Source organism: Acinetobacter sp. 22512, assembly GCF_052044755.1.
Taxonomy (GTDB): domain Bacteria; phylum Pseudomonadota; class Gammaproteobacteria; order Pseudomonadales; family Moraxellaceae; genus Acinetobacter; species Acinetobacter pittii.
This window is the reverse complement of record NZ_JBQENP010000005.1, coordinates 249,380-268,103: the sequence shown is the minus strand read 5'-3', so window position 1 is coordinate 268,103 and position 18,724 is coordinate 249,380. Positions and strand designations below refer to the sequence as shown.

Annotated in this window: 13 protein-coding genes and 1 pseudogene; 2 read left to right on the top strand and 12 right to left on the bottom strand. The window is 39.1% G+C overall.

Annotation, left to right across the window (positions count from 1 at the left end):
- The 4 genes from ACTJJG_RS08210 to ACTJJG_RS08195 form a co-directional block, all read right to left on the bottom strand.
- Nucleotides 1–2,242 (bottom strand): Ig-like domain-containing protein (locus tag ACTJJG_RS08210; RefSeq protein ID WP_440608920.1); only part of this gene is annotated, 2,242 nt, incomplete at its 3' end.
- 457 nt (nucleotides 2,243–2,699) lie between these two features.
- A complete protein-coding gene (locus tag ACTJJG_RS08205; RefSeq protein WP_002116022.1) occupies nucleotides 2,700–4,202 on the bottom strand; it encodes a cation:proton antiporter in 1,503 nt (500 codons plus the stop codon).
- A 236-nt stretch (nucleotides 4,203–4,438) separates the two neighbouring features.
- Nucleotides 4,439–5,338 carry a KPN_02809 family neutral zinc metallopeptidase gene (gene ypfJ, locus ACTJJG_RS08200; RefSeq protein ID WP_032056621.1) on the bottom strand — a complete coding sequence of 300 codons (900 nt, stop codon included), beginning with the start codon at nucleotides 5,336–5,338 and terminating at the stop codon, nucleotides 4,439–4,441.
- Between the two features lie 27 nt (nucleotides 5,339–5,365).
- Nucleotides 5,366–6,295 (bottom strand): DUF808 domain-containing protein, encoded by a 930-nt coding sequence (locus ACTJJG_RS08195; RefSeq protein WP_032056622.1) that lies wholly within the window; start codon nucleotides 6,293–6,295, stop codon nucleotides 5,366–5,368.
- 208 nt (nucleotides 6,296–6,503) lie between these two features.
- On the opposite strand from ACTJJG_RS08195, the gene trpS reads away from it, so the two are divergent.
- Complete coding sequence (trpS, locus tag ACTJJG_RS08190; protein ID WP_002116097.1) at nucleotides 6,504–7,517, top strand: tryptophan--tRNA ligase; 1,014 nt, start codon at nucleotides 6,504–6,506, stop codon at nucleotides 7,515–7,517.
- Between the two features lie 351 nt (nucleotides 7,518–7,868).
- Nucleotides 7,869–8,024: pseudogene (locus ACTJJG_RS08185) on the top strand (flotillin domain-containing protein); the annotation flags it as partial.
- A 282-nt stretch (nucleotides 8,025–8,306) separates the two neighbouring features.
- On the opposite strand, the gene ACTJJG_RS08180 reads toward ACTJJG_RS08185, so the two are convergent.
- The 8 genes from ACTJJG_RS08180 to ACTJJG_RS08145 form a co-directional block, all read right to left on the bottom strand.
- A complete protein-coding gene (locus ACTJJG_RS08180) occupies nucleotides 8,307–9,038 on the bottom strand; it encodes a hypothetical protein (RefSeq protein ID WP_032056623.1) in 732 nt (243 codons plus the stop codon).
- A 646-nt stretch (nucleotides 9,039–9,684) separates the two neighbouring features.
- Nucleotides 9,685–10,575 (bottom strand): succinate--CoA ligase subunit alpha, encoded by an 891-nt coding sequence (gene sucD / locus ACTJJG_RS08175; RefSeq protein ID WP_000114637.1) that lies wholly within the window; start codon nucleotides 10,573–10,575, stop codon nucleotides 9,685–9,687.
- Between the two features lie 14 nt (nucleotides 10,576–10,589).
- On the bottom strand, nucleotides 10,590–11,756 hold the full coding sequence (sucC, locus tag ACTJJG_RS08170) for an ADP-forming succinate--CoA ligase subunit beta (RefSeq protein ID WP_001048573.1): 1,167 nt from the start codon (nucleotides 11,754–11,756) through the stop codon (nucleotides 10,590–10,592).
- 147 nt (nucleotides 11,757–11,903) lie between these two features.
- Nucleotides 11,904–13,337: a dihydrolipoyl dehydrogenase gene (gene lpdA / locus ACTJJG_RS08165; RefSeq protein ID WP_002116053.1), complete on the bottom strand. Its 1,434-nt coding sequence runs from the start codon at nucleotides 13,335–13,337 to the stop codon at nucleotides 11,904–11,906.
- Between the two features lie 61 nt (nucleotides 13,338–13,398).
- The gene (gene odhB / locus ACTJJG_RS08160; protein ID WP_032056625.1) at nucleotides 13,399–14,592 is read right to left on the bottom strand and encodes a 2-oxoglutarate dehydrogenase complex dihydrolipoyllysine-residue succinyltransferase; all 1,194 of its coding nucleotides are present in this window, start codon (nucleotides 14,590–14,592) and stop codon (nucleotides 13,399–13,401) included.
- A complete protein-coding gene (locus ACTJJG_RS08155) occupies nucleotides 14,592–17,432 on the bottom strand; it encodes a 2-oxoglutarate dehydrogenase E1 component (RefSeq protein WP_032056626.1) in 2,841 nt (946 codons plus the stop codon). The genes odhB and ACTJJG_RS08155 overlap by 1 nt, the downstream gene beginning before the upstream one ends.
- Nucleotides 17,433–17,589: 157 nt before the next feature.
- Entirely contained in the window at nucleotides 17,590–17,718 is a 129-nt protein-coding gene (locus ACTJJG_RS08150) for a hypothetical protein (protein WP_002116082.1), read from the bottom strand.
- A gap of 283 nt (nucleotides 17,719–18,001) precedes the next feature.
- Complete coding sequence (locus ACTJJG_RS08145; RefSeq protein WP_002116292.1) at nucleotides 18,002–18,712, bottom strand: succinate dehydrogenase iron-sulfur subunit; 711 nt, start codon at nucleotides 18,710–18,712, stop codon at nucleotides 18,002–18,004.
- Nucleotides 18,713–18,724 lie beyond the last annotated feature (12 nt).

The following is an 18,724-nucleotide window of genomic DNA, read 5'->3' as shown; positions in this document are numbered from 1 at the left end:
GAAGTGTATTGTCTGCAAGCGTCCAGGTGCCGTCACCATTGTTCACTGCCGGATAATCAACACCATCCACGTTCACAACCACAGTAGCTGTTGGATCGTTCACTGTACCGGTTAACGCAGGTGTACTGTCATTCGTTAATAGATCAGTTATAACAACTGCTGGTGCAACTGCATCAACAGTAGCTGTACCTGGTAAAGATGGGTTGCCTGCTGGATCTGTAGCAATTGCCTCAACTTCGTCACCATCATTAAGGCCAGGGTTTGGTACTGACCAGCTGCCATCCGGTCCTGCTACAACTGTTGCTGTGTCACCATTAGGATAAGTTACTGTTACGGTTGAACCAGGTTCTGCCGTACCTGTAATCGGGTCTGTCCCGTTAACCGGGTCAATTACTGGTGCTGAAGGAGCAGCTGTATCCAGTGTATAAGTTTGTGTATCGTTAACTGTGCTGCTATTACCTGCTGCATCAGTGAAGGTTACTTTAGCATCAATCGTTTTATCAGCATCAGCAACCAAACCGCTACCTGGTACACTTACTGTCCATGTACCTGCTGCACTGTCTACAGTTGCAGTATAAGTTACCCCATTAATAACAACTGTAACGGCTGTAGTAGCCGCATCTGAAGGAACGTTTTTCAATACACCTGTAACAGTGACATTGCCTGACGCTTCTGATGCATTAATTACATTATCAGAAGTAACAGGATCAACTGCAAAGTTAACACCAGCTGTATTTGGTGCAGCTGTGTCAACAGTCACAACACCTGTATCAGTACCTTTATTACCTGCTGCATCAGTTACAGTCACGGTAACAGTGTGTGGTCCATCGGTGAGTGTTGGCAATGTATTGTCTGCAAGCGTCCAGGTGCCGTCACCGTTATTTACTGCAGGATAATCAACACCATCAATAGTAACCACAACAGTCGCTGTTGGGTCACTTACAGTACCTGTTAATGCAGGAGTATTATCATTAGTAGAAACATCTTCAAGTACAACCGTTGGTGCAGTCGTATCAAGTGTATAAGTTTGTGTATCGCTAACCGTACTGCTGTTACCTGCTGCATCTGTAAACGTTACAGTAGCATCAATGGTTTTATCTGCATCAGCCTCTAAGCCATTGCCGGGCACATTTACTGTCCATGTTCCTGCTGCACTATCTACAGTTGCAGTATAAGTCACCCCATTCACAACAACTGTTACTACAGTATTGGTTGCATCTGACGGAATATTTTTCAAAACACCTGTAATAGTGACATCACCAGCCGCTTCTGATGCATTAATCACATTGTCAGCTGTTACAGAATCAACCGAAAAATCAACCTCATCCGTATTAGGAGCAGCAGTATCAATCGTATAAGTTTGTGTATCTTTAACAGTACTGCTATTACCTGCCGCATCTGTAAACGTTACAGTCGCATCTATGGTTTTATCTGCATCAGCTGTTAAACCACTACCAGGCACACTTACTGTCCATGTACCCGCTGTTTTGTCTACAGTTGCATTATAAGTTACCCCATTCACAACAACTGTTACTACAGTATTGGCCGCATCTGCTGGAATGTTTTTCAAAACACCAGTAATCGTGACATTACCTGCTGCTTCTGATGCATTAATTACGTTATCTGAAGTAACAGGATCAACAGAGAAAGTGACTCCATCTGTATTTGGTGGAGTGGTATCAGCAGGTGTTGAGTCATCATCATTATCACTATTCGATGCTGCAGCGATAATACCGCCCGCAACTAAAGGAATAGCTGCCCACAACCATGGGTTTACACCCGCATCGTGATAAAGTAATGGTTCAATTGAAGAAATAGGTTGGTAAATAACATCAGATACCAACTCTTGTGGTGCTTCTGCCGGTAAAGCAGCAGGTAAATCCTCAGCTACCAGAGCTTGTGGTTCAACATCACTGTCTGCGTCAGCGTCCGCATCAGCATCGGCGTCCGCATCATTTTCAGCATCTTTGAATTTTGCCCAAATCAACTGTCCATTTTCATCTTGAAAAACAAGACTGTTATCTTTAGGCTCAGCTGTTCCACTAAAGAAGCCTTCAATAACAATAGTCTCGCCATTTTTCAGGCGAATGACTGCATTGGTACCCTCCCTATTCACTACCAATACATCACTGGCAGCCACTTTTACCAATACGACCGACGCTTCCGAAAGCTTTGCAGAAGTTCCCTTGATTGTTGACAAGGTATCGTGACTATCCTTGGCAATAATTTGTATTTCAGGCATATCTGTATTCCTTTTATATTATTGATTTAAATGATTTTATGTATAATTCTTTTTACTTAATCTTTCTAAGTTTTTGACCTATAACTTAAAAACATTAAGTAATGTGATCATTTTTACATTAAACACTTTAAAATAAAAAAAACAAATACTAAAGTACCTAAAGAAAAAATTTTAATTAATAGAAATTATATATAAGTCTTAGTTAAGTTTTTCTTATGTTAATTTAATGAAAAATTACGTTAAACGTTTTATATATAAAACAAATTTATTGTTTTTCTATTTACCATTTGTTGAAAAATCATTTAATTAAAATATTCATATAACAATTATTAATATCTTAATAAAATAAAATATATTATTAATGATATATATAGAAAAAAAAGGCTTTAGGTAATATTTTACTATTACACTAAAACCTCATTTTTAAATATCTTATAAATTTTAAAACTATTTATATTTAGAAATTATCTGGACTCTCAAATCTTTTTACTTCTTGTAACTTATTCGGGTCATGCATTGTCGCAATTCCATCCTCAGTTTTTTGGTCTACAAGAATATCTGGATTATAAACGGTGATTGTTTCTCTACCCAGCGCATCCTCTCCCACAATATACTGAAAACCTCTTCGGTTCATCTTATGGCACAACCTTTGATAAAAGCCTTTTAAGCCTTCAGTTTCTTCGTTGGGGTTGTAATAAAAAGCATTCATCACAGCTGGTAAGCCTAGGCCGCACACAATACCTGATAACAATACACTAATAAATGTATATCCAATCAGGATACTACTATAGGGACTTAAGGCAGGGATATTGGCTACTGCCAAAATCAATGCAAGTGAAATTCCTCCTCGTACCCCACCCCAAGATAAAATAGTCAAACTACCGTTGTAGCTTTTAGTTCTACGCATTGTGGGAAAAAAAGCGAAAGCCATAAAGTTGGCAGCAAAACGAGAAATATGAAGGATAAAGAACGCAACAATACCGCCTAAAATCAGGCTAAAGTTTAGATCAAGAATAAATAACTCTAAGCCAATTAAAGTAAATAAGAATGAGTTAATAATTCCTTCTACAGTGTGCCAGAAATGGTTAACTTCTTGAATCTCTCGCTCTTCTCGTATTTCCTTCCATTTGTTTCCAACAATTAAACCGCCAATTACACAAGCAATCGGTGCTGATGCATGCGCAAACAAAGCAACCAAATATGCTCCACTTGCAAGTAAAGCTGTTGTTAAAATCAGGGACTCCATTTCGTGTTTACCACGTAATAGACGCAACACCCCTACCCCAAATGCCCAACCAATCCCGACGGCGACAACAATTTCATAAAGTAGAGCTTCTAATGTTGCCACCAATGAAAAATGTTCACCCTGTAAAACATTAAGTAAAGTCATAAACAATGCAATACACATTGCATCATTAAATAATGATTCACCTTCTAGCTTAACAATTAAATGATGTGGTGCTCGAATCGAACTAAGTACACCTTTAATACCAATTGGGTCTGTTGCCCCTAAAGCTGCACCTAAAAGTAATAGCACCAGAATTGGCACATGATATCCAACCAGTAACTGGAATCCGTAAAGTAAACTACCAAATAATACGGCGCAAAGTACTAAGGCAATTGTTGCCAAAATACTAATTTGCTTCCAATAACTTTTTAGATCTGAAATTTTAAATTTGAGTGCAGAAGAAGTTAGAATAAAACAAATAACACCATTAATTAAAAAATCATAAAAATCGATATGGCGTACTGCTTCTTCAATATTATGAATGTTAATGGTAATAAATTGGTTACCATTTAGTAGGCTGGCACCCCACTGTAGAATAAAGACAAAAATTGCTGAGACCAGAGGAACACCAATCGCCTGTGGAAAGCCTAAAATACGCTTATTAAAGATTGTGGTTGCAATTGATAGTGCAAAAACCACTGTAAACGCTTGTAATAGAAAAAAATTACCCATGAATACCCTTCTTCTGGGTCAATGACCAAATGAACAACTTTGCTAGATCGACCAAACTTAATAAAAAGCTGACATAAACAATGCCATAATCATAAAAATAGAAATTAGGACACAAGTTTACCGAATTGATTGAACAATCTATCAATCTGTTAAATTTCTTAACATTATTTATAGTTATGATCTAAAAAAAGATGAGCTTATTAAATTATGTTTAACAAGACTCATCCTATAAAATTTTAAACTGGATTATTAAAAGTATCACATTGGTTAATATCACCAGTTTTTAAACCAACCTGAAACCAATGCATTCGCTGTTCACTACTACCATGAGTAAAGCTGTCTGGAACGACCTGCCCCGTAGAGCGCTTCTGTAAATAATCATCTCCAATTTTTTGAGCAGCATCCATCGCTTCTTCAATGTCACCTTGCTCTAAAAATTGAGTTCGCTGTTGATTATGACTCGCCCAAATACCCGCTAAACAGTCAGCTTGCAATTCTTGACGAACAGATAATTGATTACCTTCTCTTTGGCTGACTTGTGCACGGGCTTGCTGTACTTGTGACGAAATACCCAGCAAGGTTTGAACATGGTGCCCTACTTCATGTGCAACCACATAAGCTTGTGCAAAATCCCCAGCTTGATCTTCTCTAGAAAGTTCAGTTTGGTTCTGCTCACCAGAAATTCCCATTTGCTGACGCATATCTTTAAAGAATTCTGTATCGATATAAACTTTCTGGTCTGCCGGACAATAAAATGGCCCCATAGCAGATTGAGCTGTGCCACATCCTGACTGAATCATTCCACTAAACAAAACTAATTTAGGTGGCGTATAACTTTTACCTAACTGTTTAAATATAGGGGTCCAAGTATCTTCTGTATCAGCCAAAACCGTTCCAACAAAATCCGAGGCTTCTTTTTGCTCGGCCGTTAAACTTTCTGGCGCAGTTGCATTTGATTGTTGTGAAGCAGTAACTTGCTGCGTTGCTTGATAAGCCTGTTGTGGATCAACACCAAAGAACTTCCACGCAACAAATGCAACAACCAAACCAATAATACTGATACCACCGGCTCTAACCCCGCCACCACCTCGACGGTCCTCAACATTGCTACTAATTCGTCGACCTTTCCAGCGCATAATTTCCCTCTTCTTTTTAGAATGGCATCATGAACCTGATGCTTTTTTAGGCCACATTTTTTGTATTAAGCTCACAATTAATAGAACAATTGCACCTGCAACAAGTCCTATTCCAAAGTTAATCAATGTTGGTGTTAAAGCACCAATAATATTACCCACTGCTGGTATTGTTTCCACATGATCCACTGTGTCTTCAGTTAAGTGATGAAGTAATGGAATCGTATGATTAATAATCCCGCCACCCACTAAAAACATTGCAATAGTGCCCACAATTGAAAGTAATTTCATCAAAATAGGAGCAAAAGCTAATAGGCCTCGACCTATAGTTTGTTTAAATGAGGTCGACTGTTCTGTTAAATATAATCCCAAATCATCAATCTTAACAATCATACCAACCAGGCCATAAACGCCAATCGTCATTACAACTGCAATAACACTTAAAACGCTTAACTTTGTCATTAAAGTAGCCGTAGCAACTGTACCGAGCGTAATCACCACGATCTCAGCCGATAAAATAAAATCAGTTCTTACTGCTCCTTTTATTTTTTCTTTTTCAAAAGTTGCTAAGTCTAATTCTTCATTTTCAAGCTCTGCTTTTGCTTCCTCTGATGTAGAAGCTTTTTTATGCATAATCGTATGAAGAACTTTCTCTACGCCCTCATAACATAAAAATAAGCCCCCGAGCATTAATAGCGGATTAATAAGCCAAGGTGCAATCACACTAATCAACAATGCTAAAGGAACTAAAATAAGCTTATTAACAAATGAGCCTTTAGCCACTTTCCAAACAATAGGTAGTTCGCGATCTGCGCGCACACCTGTTACTTGCTGAGCATTTAAGGCCAAATCATCACCTAAAACTCCGGCAGTTTTCTTGGCTGCCATTTTGCTCATTAAAGCAACATCATCTAAAATTGTTGCTATATCATCTAGTAATAAAAGTAAGCCACTCGCCATTTCTTATCCAAGTTTGTATTTATTAAGGCTATTGTAAGATGATTTTTTTGAATTTCTGTAATTTTACTGAATAAATTCACAATATTATTTTAAGAAAAGTTTCCCCAATCGCTGACGAAAAAAATTTATTTCCCGTACAATAATGCCAATCTTTTATATTACAGGGCTTACTACCCCTGATTAAGCCAATACGATAGTGGAATAAATAATGAGTAATGTTGATCAGCGTCCAATTATTTTGACAGGCGACCGCCCAACCGGACAACTTCACCTTGGGCATTTTGTCGGTTCTTTGCGTTCTCGTGTAGGTTTACAGGATAGCCATCATCAACATCTCTTGTTAGCAGATGCACAAGCATTAACAGATAATGCAGATAATCCAGATAAAGTTCGTCGTAATATTCTAGAAGTTGCTCTAGATTATTTAGCTGTAGGCATTGATCCAACAAAAACTACTATTTGTGTTCAATCTTGCTTACCAGCACTCAATGAACTCACAATGCTCTATCTTAACTTTGTGACAGTTGCGCGTTTAGAACGTAACCCGACCATTAAATCTGAAATTCAAATGCGTGGTTTCGAACGTGACATTCCAGCTGGTTTCCTCTGCTACCCTGTTGCACAAGCGGCTGATATTACTGCTTTCAAAGCAACTGTGGTTCCAGTGGGTGAAGATCAGATTCCAATGATTGAACAAACGAATGAAATCGTACGTCGAGTAAATCGCCAAATCGGTCAAGATCTTTTGCCTGAATGTAAAGCGTTGCTTTCTAATATGGCACGTCTACCAGGTTTTGATGGTAAAGCGAAAATGTCTAAATCATTAGGCAATACCATCGTTTTAAATGCTTCTGATAAAGACATTAAAAAAGCTGTTAATGCGATGTACACCGATCCAAATCACCTTCGTATTGAAGATCCAGGTCAAGTTGAAGGCAATATTGTATTTACTTATTTAGATGCATTTGATCCAAATAAAGAAGAAGTTGAAGAATTAAAAGCTCACTATCGTCGCGGTGGTCTTGGTGATGGTACGGTTAAAAAACGTCTTGAAGGTGTCTTAAAAGAGTTAATTACACCTATTCGTGAACGTCGCGAAGAACTTGCTAAAGATCCTGACTATATTATGGATGTTTTACGTCAAGGTACAGATAAGTGCCGTCTTATTACTCAACAGACTTTAGACGAAGTTAAAGATGGTTTAGGTTTATTTAAATTTTAATCCTTTTTGAAAACTAAAAGCCCTTCGGGGCTTTTTTTTATTTATTAGATTCAATAATATTTATTTTTTAGAATTACTAATGTATTGATAGCCATTCACAGGCCTTTACCCTATTAACGTGAAGTAACACTTATTAACGCTAATAGCGATGAAGAATATCTTATCTTTATCTATTATCCTCTATGTAGGTTACATCATATGAGCCTCACGACATTTCTCCTTAAACCGAAACTGTTTTTACAGATTCGTTGTTCTACGCAATGATCACCCCAATCATTGCGTATTTTTTTGCCTATAATAATGTTGGCAATTTAGGTTGAAATTCAACTGATTTACAGTAATGTTTCTTTTGAAAATGCTCAAACTTCTTTGTCTGATCAAGTGGTGAATAGCGCGCTACGCTATCGCTCACAAGCACCTTTGATTGATAACTTAATAAATGAATTGGGCTTACAGGGTGGTGATGTCAATGGTTTGACTCAAGGGTTGAAACCAAAAGCTGAGTAAGGGTGATACACTCTGTTTAGTACTCCTATTTCAATGTAGACCGAAATGCTAAATGTTCGATCTACAATTTTCATCTTCCGTTTCACCCATTCCTATGGTGAAAATGAGTAATTAGATACCAAGTTCAGTATAAGGTTAGCAAAATATCAAACAGGGCATCTCTTCCCTTGAATTAAATCTCGCGTTGAAAAAGTATAGCGAAACAGATGCCCAACGTTTAATAAGAGAGGTGCTGACTGCTAGCGACCTCTCGATGGATGAATAAACCTGAGGAACTAAGCTTTATGGACTAGAAGCTGGTAGTAAAGAAATTTGTTTAAGAGGCTCGCGTTTTGCCCCAAGTTCGCGAAGCTTTTCCATAAAACTAGATTCCTTTATTGGTAGACCACCAATGATTTTCCCTACTTCAGCATTGATGATAGCAGCAACAATCAATCCACCGATTGCTCCCCCTGCAGCGCCAGCTCCTGCGGCTTGCCCGTAGCTCATATTTCCTGAGGAAAAGTTCTTACCAATTATGGCACCAGTAGCGCCTCCTACTGCGCCAGCTGTGGCAAAGGATACTAGACTAACCTTATGGGATGCAGACTCTTTAGTATAAGCTAGAGTATTACACGTCACATTGTCAGATGGAACTTCAACAGGTACTGCCTTTGTTGTGAAGTAGCGATAAATTTTGACTGGCTCCTTAGGGTCTTTTGGTAAGTAAAAGCCACCATCAGTTGCTGCAGGTTGTCCTGGAATTGATGGATAGTCTGGGCTTCGAATTGAAATACTACCAGGTGCCCCTCGAAAGAACGTGCCCTTTTCATCTATCTTTTCTGACCAATATGGTCCCCGTTCTAGACGAGTGGTCCACTCCACATTAAGTGGACCATAGAGCCCTGTAGTTGAAAGAGGCTCTTTGAGGAAAATACAAGTAAGTTCAACTGGTGTCTGTAACTTTTCTGGATTTGTGGCACACCCCGAAATTAAAGTGCAGAAGAGAATCACACTAGATATTTTCACATACATGATGATTACCTTTGTCATTGATATTTTTGTAAAGATACGATTAGTCTACTAGATTTTATTTAGTAGACTAAGTCCATGAATACTCCAATTATATTTCCCAGTAAAAAAACTAATATCTCCATTGGGGTTTTAAGATTAAAATCTAATGAATGAGACTAAACATTTCTCTTAAAAAGGTAATATTTATAAGCGATTGAATATTAAGTTATTTATGAAAATTAGTATTAGTCATAAGGCTCTTCTTTTTCATCTTAAAGAATGAAAATAGACAATATGTGGAATTTAAATATCATTGAAAAAAATTAATATTTTTTTTCAATTCTAAAATCACGTCATCTTCACCATACAAGTACTCATCACCTTCAGGACATATAACGCTAGAATTAGCATCATACTTTCTATTATCTCTTCCTCTGAATTTAAGTCATCAAGAAGAACTTCTATTCTTTGTGTATTCTTGATAGAGATATCATTTTTATCTATAAATTTTTCGATACAATAAATTAACTCTTCTCTACTCATTTATTTTTCCCTTGAATTAATTATGTTAATTATTCAATGTTCTACTAGAATTAATATCATTTCATTTTAATAAAAAACCCCAATGTCTCCATTGGGGTTTTTTTAAAGATCAAAATCTAACGAATTACGCTAAACCTTTCTCTTTTAAAACTTGCAACATAGTTGAACCAAGCTCAGCTGGGCTACGAGTGTAAGCCATACCTGCTTTTTCAAATGCAGCGAATTTCTCTTCAGCAGTACCTTGACCACCAGAAATGATCGCACCAGCGTGACCCATACGCTTACCTTTAGGAGCAGTTACACCAGCAATGTAACCTACTACAGGCTTAGTCACGTTAGATTTGATGAATTCAGCAGCTTCTTCTTCCGCTGTACCACCGATCTCACCGATCATGATGATTGCATCAGTATCTGGATCGTCTTGGAACAATTGAAGCGCTTCGATTTGGTTCATACCTGGGATTGGGTCACCACCGATACCGATACAAGTAGACTGACCTAAACCAAGCTTAGTTGTTTGAGCAACAGCTTCATAAGTCAATGTACCTGAACGCGAGATGATACCAATACGACCTGGTTGGTGAATATGACCAGGCATAATACCAATCTTACATTCACCCGGAGTGATCACGCCTGGACAGTTAGGGCCAACTAAACGAGTACCGTTACCGTTAGTTTCTAAGTAGCGTTTTGCTTTAAGCATGTCGATTGTTGGAACACCTTCAGTGATCACAACGATTAGGCCAACACCTGAATCAACCGCTTCAACGATTGAGTCTAAAACGAATGGAGCTGGTACATAGATTACAGATGCATCTGCATTTGTTTCACGTACAGCTTCTTTCATTGTGTTGAATACTGGTAGGTCAAGGTGAGTAGTACCGCCTTTACCTGGAGTAACACCACCAACAACTTTTGTACCGTAGTCTAAAGCTTGTGCAGAGTGGAAAGTACCGTTTTTACCAGTAAAACCTTGTACCAATACTTTAGTGTCTTTATTAATTAATACGCTCATGATTGATACTCCCCTTACGCTTTAACTGCAGCTACAACTTTTTCTGCGGCATCAGACAAGCCGTTCGCAGAAATTAATTTCAAACCAGATTCATCAAGTAATTTAGCACCTAACTCAGCGTTGTTACCTTCTAAACGAACAACAACTGGAACAGTTACGTTTACTTCCTGAACCGCTGCAATAATCGCTTCAGCAATCATGTCACAACGTACGATACCACCGAAGATGTTGATTAAAACACCTTGTACAGATGTATCAGCAAGGATGATTTTGAACGCTTCGATTACGCGCTCTTTAGTTGCACCGCCACCAACGTCAAGGAAGTTTGCAGGCTGACCACCATAAAGTTTAATGATGTCCATAGTTGCCATTGCAAGACCAGCACCGTTAACCATACAACCGATGTTACCTTCTAAAGCAACATAGTTAAGATCAAATTCAGATGCTTTTAATTCACGCTCATTCTCTTGAGATTTGTCACGTAAAGCAGCAACTTTAGGTAAACGGTAAAGCGCGTTAGAGTCGATACCTACTTTCGCGTCTACACATAAAATTTCGCCATTTTCACGAACTGAAAGTGGGTTAATTTCAAATAAAGCAAAATCATTTTCAACAAATGCTTGGTAAGCAGCTGTCATGATTTTTACAAATTGACCGATTTGTTTGTCTTTCAAACCTAAAGCAAACGCAACTTCACGTGCTTGGAATGGTTGTAAGCCAACTAATGGATCAACTTCAACTTTGATAATTTTTTCTGGAGTTTCTTCTGCAACTTTCTCGATTTCTACACCACCTTCTGTAGAAGCCATGAAAGTAATACGACGGCTAGAACGGTCTACAACCGCACCTAAGTAAAGCTCACGCTCAACTGGGTATACGTCTTCAGCAACAATAATACTGTTTACTGGTTGACCATTTGCATCTGTTTGATACGTTACAAGACGAGTACCAATGATATTGTTTGCAAATTCGATAACGTCTTCTTTAGATTTTGCAACTTTAACGCCACCAGCCTTACCACGACCACCAGCATGAACTTGCGCTTTCATTACCGCGAATTTACCACCAAGCTGTTCAAATGCAGCAACTGCTTCGTCTGCATTGGTAGCCAAGATACCTTCTTGTACTGGCATACCATATTCTTTCAATAACGCTTTAGCTTGATACTCATGTAAGTTCATTTAGTTACCTACTTAACTTTGTTTGTTGTCTTCAATTTGCGCAACATTCTCATGTTACATATGCAAATTGCTGTCTACGTCTTTCACCTTGATGCTTTTTTAATCACACCATCGAATGTGAAAAAGAGCGGAGAACCGCTCTTTATTTTATTTACGCTTACGTTGAATCGCGTGAATTGCACGACCATCTACAGCAAGTGCAGCTTCATGAACAACTTCAGAGAATGTTGGATGACCAAATGTCATTAACTGAAGATCTTCAACAGAAGATACAAATTCAAGAGCGATCATACCTTGGTGTACGATATCAGATGCCGCAGGTCCAATAACATGCATACCTAATAAACGGTCAGTTTTTGCATCAGCAACAAACTTAACAAAACCAGCACCTTCACCCGCCGCTAAAGCTCGACCATTTACAGCAAAACCGAATTGACCAGTTTTAACTTCATGACCTTTTTCTTTAGCTTGTTCTTCAGTTAAACCAACCCATGCCGCTTCCGGATGTGTATAGATAACAGAAATGATTGTGTCATAGTTCACTTGAGCTGCATGACCGTGAATACGCTCAACAGCCATTACGCCTTCTTCCATTGCTTTATGAGCAAGCATTGGACCGCGAACCAAGTCACCAATCGCGTATACACCTTCTACAGAAGTTGCACAGTGATCATTTACTTCAACTAGACCACGTTCAGTCAATTTAATGCCTGAATCATCTGCCAATAAACCTTCTGCATAAGCTTTACGGCCTACACAAACGATTAATTTGTCAAAAGTCTGAGTTTTTTCTTCGCCGCCTTGAGTGTATTTAACAGTCACTTCACGACCATTAATTTCAGTACCAGAAACTTTAGCACCGATACGAATATCAAGACCTTGCTTAGTTAAAAGTTTTTGGTAGTCTTTTGCCAAAGCTTTATCAGCCATTGGTAAGAATGCATCCATTGCTTCAAAAACAACAACTTCAGCACCAAGACGACGCCAAACAGAACCAAGCTCTAAACCGATTACACCTGCACCAATTACACCTAAACGCTTAGGTACTTCTGGGAAGTTCAATGCACCAGTTGAATCAACAATAATATCTTGATCTACAGGAGCTACTGGAATATTTACAGGCACAGAACCAGACGCAAGAATAACGTATTTAGGTTCTAAAACTTGAGTTTCACCTTCATGAGAAACGAACTCAACTTTTTTACCAGCAAGTAATTTACCAGTACCTTTTAACCATTCAATGCCATTGCCTTTAAGCAATTGATCGATACCACCAGTTAATTGGTCAACAATTTTGTCTTTACGAGCAAGAAGCTTAGCAAGATCAAAATTCACTTCACCTGTAGTGATACCGTGATCAGCTAAGTGATGTACTGTATCTTCGTAACGGTGAGAAGAGTCAAGTAATGCTTTAGAAGGAATACAACCTACGTTTAAGCATGTACCACCCAAAGATGGCTTACCGTTGTGAATACGTTTTTCGATACAAGCGACTTTAAAACCTAGTTGAGCAGCGCGAATTGCAGCTTCATAACCACCAGGACCACCACCAATAACAACAAGATCAAATTGTTGAGACATTGTTTATCTCCATGGTCCGAGATAGAGGATCACTCTACCTCGGTAATATTATTCGAAGAAATTAAAGATCAAGGATGAGTTTAGCTGGCTCTTCTAACAATTCTTTGATTGCTACCAAGAAACCTACAGCTTCTTTACCATCGATCATACGGTGGTCATAAGAAAGTGCTAAATACATCATTGGCAAGATTTCAACTTGACCATTTACAGCCATAGGACGCTCTTGGATTTTGTGCATACCCAAGATACCAGTTTGTGGCTGATTCAAAATTGGAGTTGAAAGTAATGAACCGAAAGTACCACCGTTAGTGATTGTGAAAGTACCACCAGTCATTTCTTCGATAGATAATTTACCATCACGTGCTTTAGCAGCATATGCACCAATACCAGATTCAACTTCTGCATAGCTCATACGATCAGTATCACGTAATACTGGTACAACAAGACCACGATCAGAAGATACTGCAACACCGATGTCGTAGTAACCGTGATAAACGATATCGTCGCCATCAATTGAAGCGTTTACAGCTGGGTAGCGTTTAAGCGCTTCAGTTGCTGCTTTAACGAAGAATGACATGAAGCCTAAACGAGCGCCATGACGTTTTTCAAAAGCATCTTTATATTGCTTACGCAATTCCATGATTGGCTTCATGTTAACTTCGTTGAATGTAGTTAACATTGCAGTTTCTTGAGTTGCAGCAAGAAGACGCTCAGCTACACGTTTACGTAAACGAGTCATTGGAACACGTTTTTCGATACGCTCACCAACAGCTACACTTAACGGAGTAACGTTAGCAGCTGGTTTAGCTTGATGGTTTGCAACATCTTCTTTAGTGATACGACCACCACGACCAGTACCTTGTACGTCAGCAGCAGCAATACCAGATTCAGTTAATGCTTTACGAACTGCAGGAGCTTGATCAGATACAGTTTCTGTACGCTCAACAACAGGCGCTGCACCAGCTTGAGTTTGAGCAACTGCTTGCTCTACTGCAGGAGCAGCCGCTGCTGCACCAGCACCAGCTTCAAACTGAGCAATTACTTCGTCAGAAAGAACTGTATCGCCTTCATCTTTAATGATTGCAACTAAGCTACCATCAGCAGGAGCAACAACTTCTAAAACAACTTTGTCGGTTTCAATATCACAGATTACTTCATCACGTGATACAGGTTCACCCACCTTTTTATGCCAAGTTGCGATGGTGCCATCTGCAACAGACTCTGGGAATACCGGTGCTTTAATTTCGGTTGCCATTATTGAGAATCTCCTGATTGTTCAGCTTCGATTGCCAATGCATCATTAATTAGCTGAGCTTGTTGTTTTGCATGCAAGTACGGTGAGCCACAAGCTGGTGCAGCAGAAGCTTCACGACCTGCAAAACTGATACGGATTTGTTTGCCAGATTTTAAGATATCGTCATATAAACGCGGTGCAATAAATAACCATGCGCCTTGGTTCTTCGGCTCTTCTTGTGCCCAAACAAGTTCTTTGACGTTTGGATATGCAGCCAAGATTTCCGCAAGACGTTGCTCTGGGTATGGATACAACTGTTCAATACGTACGATTGCAACATTAGTTAAGTTTTGTTCACGACGTTTTTCAAGTAAGTCGTAATAAACTTTACCGCCACAAAGTACAAGACGAGTTACATCTGACTTGTTAATTTGATCGATTTCATCAATTACAGTTTGGAATGAACCATTTGCAAGCTCTTCTAAAGTAGAAGTCGCAAGCTTATGACGAAGTAAAGATTTCGGTGACATTACAATCAATGGCTTACGAATTGGGCGTACAGCTTGACGACGTAATGCATGGAAAATCTGTGCAGGTGTCGTTGGAGTGATCACTTGCATGTTGTCTTCAGCACATAACTGTAAGAAACGTTCTAAACGAGCTGATGAGTGTTCTGGGCCTTGACCTTCGAAACCGTGTGGTAACAACATTGTTAAACCACAAACACGTTCCCATTTAGTCTCACCAGAAGCAATAAACTGGTCAATCACAACTTGAGCACAGTTTACGAAGTCACCAAATTGTGCTTCCCAAATAATCAAGCTCTTAGGAATTGTAGTTGCGTAACCATATTCGAATGCAAGAACTGCTTCTTCAGATAAAAGAGAGTCATAAATCGCAAAACGTGGTTGGTTCTCTTTCACATGACAAAGTGGAATGTACGTTGAACCATCAGCTTGGTTATGCAATTTCGCATGACGGTGTGAGAAGGTACCACGACCCACGTCTTCACCAGTAATACGAACTAGATAATCTTCATCTAATAAAGTTGCATAAGCTAAAGTTTCTGCTGCACCCCAGTTTAATGGAGTTTCACCAGTTTGCATTTTTACGCGGTCTTCAATTACTTTTTGAACCTGACGCTGCATTACAAACCCTTCAGGAAGTTTGCTCATGCCCTCGCCTAATTCTTTTAAGCGATTTAAGTCAAATGAAGTATCCCAATCGTCTGTGTAGTCATGGCCCAAATATGGAGTCCAATCAACAAACATTTTGGTATTTGGTTCAAGAATCAATGCATTTGCTACATGATTACCCGCTTCTAGATCAGAACGGTAATCTTCAACCATTTGGTCTGCTTCAGCACGATCAAGTACTTTCTCTTGAACAAGTTGATCAGCATAAAGTGTACGAGTAGTCGCTTTCTTCGCAATTACTTGATACATCAATGGCTGTGTACCAGATGGCTCATCTGCTTCGTTATGGCCACGACGACGATAACAGAACAAATCGATAACAACATCTTTACGGAATTCGTGACGGAAATCATGTGCTAATTGAGTAGCAAAGATAACAGCTTCAGGATCATCGCCATTTACATGGAAAATTGGCGCCTGAATCATTTTAGCAACGTCTGTACAGTATTCTGTAGAACGTGCGTCACGAGGATCAGAAGTTGTGAAACCTACTTGGTTGTTCACAATAATATGAACTGTACCACCAACCGTATAGCCACGAGTTTGTGACATCTGGAAAGTTTCCATGTTCACGCCCTGACCTGCAAATGCCGCATCACCATGAACAATAACTGGTAAAACGTCATCACCGCCAATGTCTCTACGACGTACTTGACGTGCACGTACAGAACCTTCAACTACAGGACCAACAATTTCCAAGTGAGATGGGTTAAATGCCAATGCCAAGTGAACTTCGCCGCCTGGAGTCATTACATTACTTGAGAAACCTTGGTGGTATTTAACGTCGCCAGAACCTTTTTTATGAATTGATTTACCTTCGAACTCACCAAATAAGTCCGCAGGGTTTTTACCCATAATATTCACAAGAAGGTTTAAACGGCCACGGTGTGGCATACCGATAACAACTTCTTTACAACCTACAGCACCAGCACGCTGGATAATCTCGTTTACCATAGGAATAAAAGATTCGCCGCCTTCAACACCAAAGCGTTTAGCACCGACGTATTTATTACCAAGATATTTTTCAAGACCTTCTGCAGCAGTTAAACGCTCTAAGAAGCCTTTCTTTTGGTCATTTGAGTAATTGAATTTACCACGGGCACTTTCAAGACGTTGTTGAATCCAACGTTTTTCTTTTGTGTCCACGATATGCATGTATTCAACACCGATCGAACCACAATAGATTGCTTCCATTGCTTCAATCATTTCAGCAAGCGTTGCTTCGCTTTTGCCGATTTCAAGATTGCCGGTATTGAATACAGTGTCTAAATCTGATTTGGTTAAACCGTGAGCTGAAAGATCTAAATCTGGAATCTCTTCACGCTTAGCAAGACCTAATGGATCTAATTTAGCTTTTTGATGTCCGCGATTACGATAAGCAGCAATAAGTTGTAAAACGCCAATTTGACGACGCTCATGCTCAGTACTTACAGTACTTTGTACAACAGGTTGAACACGATTAGCATTACGTCCTAGTAATAGGAATTGCTCACGCACAGCGCTGTGTGGTTGGTCACCCTTTGGATATTTATCGAAATATTGGCGCCAGTCCTCAGCTACAGAGGTTGGGGAAGTCAGGTACTGCTCGTAAAGTTCTTCAATATACGCTGCACTATCAGCGGAAAGTTCAGTGTCAAGACGCAATGCGTCAGCAACTTCTTGCATTTGTGGACCCATTTCCTATTGCAAAAAATATTACAGGCTGCCTTTTAAGCACACCCATGATGCATAATGCCAAATTGGTAAAAAAGGCATTACTTACCCAACAGGTCTCTAAGACCATGGGGCGTCATACTACCTAGAGAGAAAACTCCATAGGTAATTAATGAATCACAACGCCCTCAATGGCATCATCACTCACCTTATACTCGATTAAAACCGAGCAATTTTTTGCAAATCTTTTTAGAAAAATTAACTTTAAAATTAACTTTTCTAAAATGACTTTAACCATAAAAATTAAGCACAGATCTAAGATCGTGCTACTTAAATTAATTTCACTAGTATACGCTTTTTTCACCTATAACTTTGTGGCAAATCGTATCATGTTCTTAAACAACGATTGATTTTTTTGACACATACCACCTATAAATTGGCGAAATACATAAGCGATTTTATCTTTTAATATATGGTGCAATATATAAAATCCTCGCTCATTTCGACCAAAGTCTAAAGTTTACATTATAAAATTAAAAAAAAACGCACATCAAGGATGCGCGTTTTCTATTTGTGCAGAATTAACCCGCTTGATCTAATAGCATGTTACGGATATGACCGATTGCTTTAGTAGGGTTTAGACCTTTAGGACATACTGACACACAGTTCATAATACCTTTACAACGGAACAAACTGAATGGATCGTCAAGACGAGCCAAACGGTCTGCCGTAGCAGTATCACGAGAGTCGATGATAAAACGGTATGCATTCAACAATGCTGAAGGACCCAAGAATTTATCAGGGTTCCACCAGAATGATGGGCATGAAGTTGAACAACATGCACAAAGAATACATTCATACAAACCATTTAAGTGTTCACGCTCTTCAGGAGACTGTAAACGCTCTTTAGGTGGAGCTGGTTGGTTATTGATCAAGAATGGCTGAATTTTGTCATATTGATCATAGAATTGGTTCATATCAACAACCAAATCTTTAACAACCGGCAAACCTGGTAATGGACGAATTACAATTTTCTCAGGCAGGTCGTTTAAATTCCATAAACAAGCCAAACCATTTTTACCATTAATGTTTACACCATCCGAACCACAAATACCTTCACGGCATGAACGACGGAACGTTAATGATTCATCTTGAACCTTCAAAGCAAGTAATGCATCAAGCAACATACGGTGCTTATCAGTCAATTCAAGCTTGAAAGTTTGCATGTACGGCGCTTTATCCTTATCAGGATCATAGCGGTAGATTTCGAATGTACGAGTACCTCTACTCATCTTTATACTCCC